The 3,833-nt window shown below is 62.1% G+C and carries 3 protein-coding genes; 1 reads left to right on the top strand and 2 read right to left on the bottom strand.

Translation table 11 applies throughout. The features are described 5' to 3' along the window. Nucleotides 1-296: 296 nt before the first annotated feature. Both R4P08_RS18290 and R4P08_RS18285 read right to left on the bottom strand, forming a co-directional pair. Complete coding sequence (locus tag R4P08_RS18290) at nucleotides 297-1,037, bottom strand: hypothetical protein (RefSeq protein WP_317815291.1); 741 nt, start codon at nucleotides 1,035-1,037, stop codon at nucleotides 297-299. Nucleotides 1,038-1,167: 130 nt separating this feature from the next. Continuing rightward, a complete protein-coding gene (locus R4P08_RS18285; protein ID WP_317815289.1) occupies nucleotides 1,168-1,749 on the bottom strand; it encodes a recombinase family protein in 582 nt (193 codons plus the stop codon). A 701-nt stretch (nucleotides 1,750-2,450) separates the two neighbouring features. On the opposite strand from R4P08_RS18285, the gene R4P08_RS18280 reads away from it, so the two are divergent. Next, nucleotides 2,451-3,470: a hypothetical protein gene (locus tag R4P08_RS18280; RefSeq protein ID WP_317815288.1), complete on the top strand. Its 1,020-nt coding sequence runs from the start codon at nucleotides 2,451-2,453 to the stop codon at nucleotides 3,468-3,470. The last annotated feature ends 363 nt before the right edge of the window (nucleotides 3,471-3,833 follow it).

Genomic DNA, 3,833 nt, shown 5'->3' with positions numbered 1-3,833 from the left:
GAGCGCATCATGCAGATCAACGAGCTCAACACCATCACCGACGACGTCGTCGAAGCCGCCCGATCCACCCTCGTCATAGGCATCACCTGACACCGCCAAACGAACCTGCGAAATCCCGCCAAACGAAGTTGAGAGTCACATATCGCTCCTGTTTCACAGGGTCCTACTGCTCCTCGTGGCACGTGTCTCTTTGGGGTCCATGGTGCAACTGTGCCCTCTCGCAATGACGGTAACCGAGTCCAGCGAGTGTCAATAGCATTCAGAGGTAGATCAGAGGGTGAATCGTCGACATCGGCTTACCGCTTCTCGACGGCTTTGGCGATCTTTTCCAGCGCCTTCCGCTGCTTCTTCACATCAGTCTCGTAGAACAGCATCGCGGCCCAGATCCCTGGGTCTAGCTCAAAGGTATCGCTATACCGAACATGATTTTCGCCTCTGTAGCTAATGCGTACCAGCTGGTTCGCTGGGATGCCCTCGGCGGATAAGGAGGCGCGGTCTCCGACCTGGTAATCCATATGCTGAACCCAGAAGGGGGCGGTCACGCATTGTCCAGGAACCCAAGTTTGAAAGATACGTCCAACGAACACCGTTCGGGGGAGGTCGATGTTGGGTTTGTGGAAGGTTAAATTTGGATGGGAGTTCTCGTTGAGGACATCGAGGTGTCTAGCTGGTAGATCGGGTTCAAACGTGACACGTACTTCGTAAGCGACCGACCTTCCCGCATTCGAAATCTCCAACTCGAGGACGCTCCGCTCATTCTGCGGAGGCAAGTAGCGGACAGTCATCATGGGGCGGTTAGCTCGTTCGACAGCCTCGCGCTGGAGCTCGACCGACCTCGCCTGATGCGCAGCCGATTCGGATGCTATTCGATTGTACTCTTCCTGTTTGTTCTGGGAGTCGAGCGAAGCTTGCGAATGTTCGGTTCTCGCCTTCTCGTTCTGCTCGATGATCCTCTTCGTCTGGAATATGGCGAGAAGTGCGATTACTGCAGTGACAAGTGCGGCCACTAGAACGCCGGCGTTTGACGCTGAGGACACTCGCTCGGCAGTCCACCATGGTAGGTCCGTAAAATTCACGTTGGCGTCTCACTCTCCTAGAGTTACCTAGAACTTAATGCTGATTACCGAATGGCACCGGGAGTTGCAGCGGTCAACGTCAACGCTGTGGTCAGGTCTCGTCTCGGGCGCGGCGCAGTGTCGCGTACATCGCCGACCGGGACAGCCCACTGATCTCGCACAACTGACTGGCGGAGTAGTCGCCGGACTCGTAGTCGGCGAGCAGACGTTTGCGCTGGAGTGCGGACAGCTTGGGTTGTTTGCCTTTGAGTCGGCCGGCCTTCTTCGCCTCCGCCATTCCTTCACGGGTCCGGGCGCGGATGAGGTCGGACTCGAACTCCGCCATCAGCGACAGCATGCCGAAGAACAGCTTGCCCGTTGGGTCGGCGGGGTCGTGGATCGATCCGCCGATGCTGAGCCGGGTCCCTTTTGTCTGGAGTTCGTCGGCGATGGCGCGTAGGTCTACGGCGCTGCGGCCGAGGCGGTCGAGTTTGGTCACGATCAGGGTGTCGAACTCGCGGCAGGCGGCCAGTGCCTCCCGTAGTCCGGGGCGGTCGCGGTTGCGGCCGGTGAACCCGCGGTCGGTGTAGATCCGATCTATGTCGACGCCGAGACGTGTGAGGGCTGTGCGCTGCGCACGCAGATCCTGGCCGTGGGTTGAGCATCGGGCATACCCGATGAGCATTCCGTCCATCTCAGCGACGATAGGCCGTTAAAGGCTGCCTATGCCGGACCAACATGCAGGACGGTTAACCAGCACGATTTTTCTGACCTCCCGCGCAGGCCAGATCAAGTCCGGCCCGCACCTTTGTTGTGCTGGTTGGGGATCGTCAAACGAGACAGTGCTGTGGCGCAGGGGCCTGGAGTCGAGTTGAGGGTGAGTAGGTGGGAAGCGAGGTGCCGAGGGGTCGAATCTGGCATTCGAGCAGACATCCTCCATCGCGAAGGCGCGCCAGCTCGAAGTGGGGGAGTGCGCCCGGGCGTACTAATCTCGAAAAGTGCGCGTGTAGTGCCGGAGGACCCAGCCGGCTGCAACCAGCTGGGCCCTCCGACCGCTACGACCTCACAGGTCGTGCCATGTGCGAATCAGGGTGGCGGCGGTCTGGATGACCTGAAGAGCGAGACGAATCCAACTCAGGTCGCCAGGCCGCCGCGGCTTGTTCGGTGCCCGCTGGGGCGACTGATGCTGCGTGTCCACGCGTCCTCCTCTCGGGGGGTCGAGCGCCCGGATGGCGCTGTGTGACTTCAATGAAGACACACCGCCGACCGGCGATCCAGTAGACTAGAGACACGCCTTAACCGGCCAGTCGCGACCAGGTTCCTTTAGACCTAGATACTCGCCACTCAGGCTGGTTGAGACGTTCCGACTGGCTCGACATAACGAGGTGAGAAGTCGTGCCCGAAATGGTCATCGACTCGACGCGCAAGCCCACCACGAAGGAGCACGAGCAGCTCCAGCGCCGGCTGCTGCGCCTCCAGATGGAGGGGCTCTCGGCCCACCTCGCGTCCATCGGCACCAAGCTCTTGGAGTACAAGCGGCCGGCTTCCAAATTTCAGTCCGTAGGCCTTCGGCTGCGCCCGCAGTTCGCGCATCTGACCGACCCCATCGAGGGAGACAGTTCGGACCGCAGGGCGCCCCCGCGCGAACTCCGGCCGCCGGCGACCCGGATCTCCTCCAGCAAAGGCTCGGCGCTACGCCTGGAGCTGACGGTCCTCGCGTTGCTGCAGCTGCATCGCAAGCCAGGCGCCACGGCCCACCTCGCGGAACTGCAGATCCCGATCGCGGGCGACAGTCGGAACACTGGCTGGGCCGACCTGGTCGCTGCACTGCCGCCTGACAGCAACGCGAGCGGGCTCTTTTACAGTGGCCGAGACAAGCGCGCTCGCACAGTCGGGAGCGCCTTGAAGTGTTTAGAGGCCGCCGGGCTTGTCGACGTCCCAGGCAAGCCGGGAAAGCGCAACCGCTTCGAGGGGTTCGTCCCGCTCCACGAGGCTGGCGCCGCAGCCCTCGGAGAGCGTGAGGAGTACGCCGTTCCGGAGGTCTCCGAAATGGCGTTCGCTATGCCGCCCGGTTTCATTCTCAACGGCTGGCTACATGTGCTCGAGGACTCCGAGATCGCGGTGTTGCTGATGGCCGCGTGCGGCTTGGGGTCGTGGGACGAGGACGGACTGCGGGCCTTCCCTGGCGTTGTGAGGCTGTGCCGCTACGGCATTCACCGCGACCCCTACTCGGCCGCGCGCAAGACGCTGGAGTGGTTCGGCCTGCTCGAGGTCAACGAGGTCGCCCGGCACGAGGATGGCCGCGCCGAAGACGATGAGCGCTACCTCCACCGCATTGGGCTCCGCACCGCCGGTTTCGAGCAGCCCGCCCTGCCAGTCATCCAGAACGCCCTCCAGTGCCAGCTCGAGCGCTGACCCGCGATCGCCACCATCGGTGCGGCGCAGCCGACGGTCGTGATGCCGTCGTGATCTACCGCTGGGACATTGCGCCGCATCGGGAGGAGGAACCCCACATCGAGACTGCGATCGCGCAAGTTGAGGCGACCGGGCTAGAGGGTCGCTGTTGCGACCCGCGAGGACGGCCATTAGCTGTCTGAGGGCCAGCGCACTGCACGAGGGTTCCCGGCTCAAACGCAGTCAACGTCGAGATGGTGCCCACTCGTGTAGTAGCGTCGCCAGTCGCTCAGTCATGAGCATGACTTTGCTGTTGAAACTCGACCAGGACTCGCCCGGAAAGACGGATTCGACAATCCCGAACATCGGTAGTGACGGATCGAT

This window comes from Rhodococcus sp. IEGM 1408 (genome assembly GCF_033142235.1).
Lineage (GTDB): Bacteria > Actinomycetota > Actinomycetes > Mycobacteriales > Mycobacteriaceae > Dietzia.
This window is presented reverse-complemented; position numbering and strand designations above follow the sequence as displayed.

Excerpts from the sequence above, each read along its gene's own strand:
- R4P08_RS18285 (WP_317815289.1), bottom strand. The coding sequence starts at position 1,749 with ATGGACGGAATGCTCATCGGGTATGCCCGATGCTCAACCCACGGCCAG.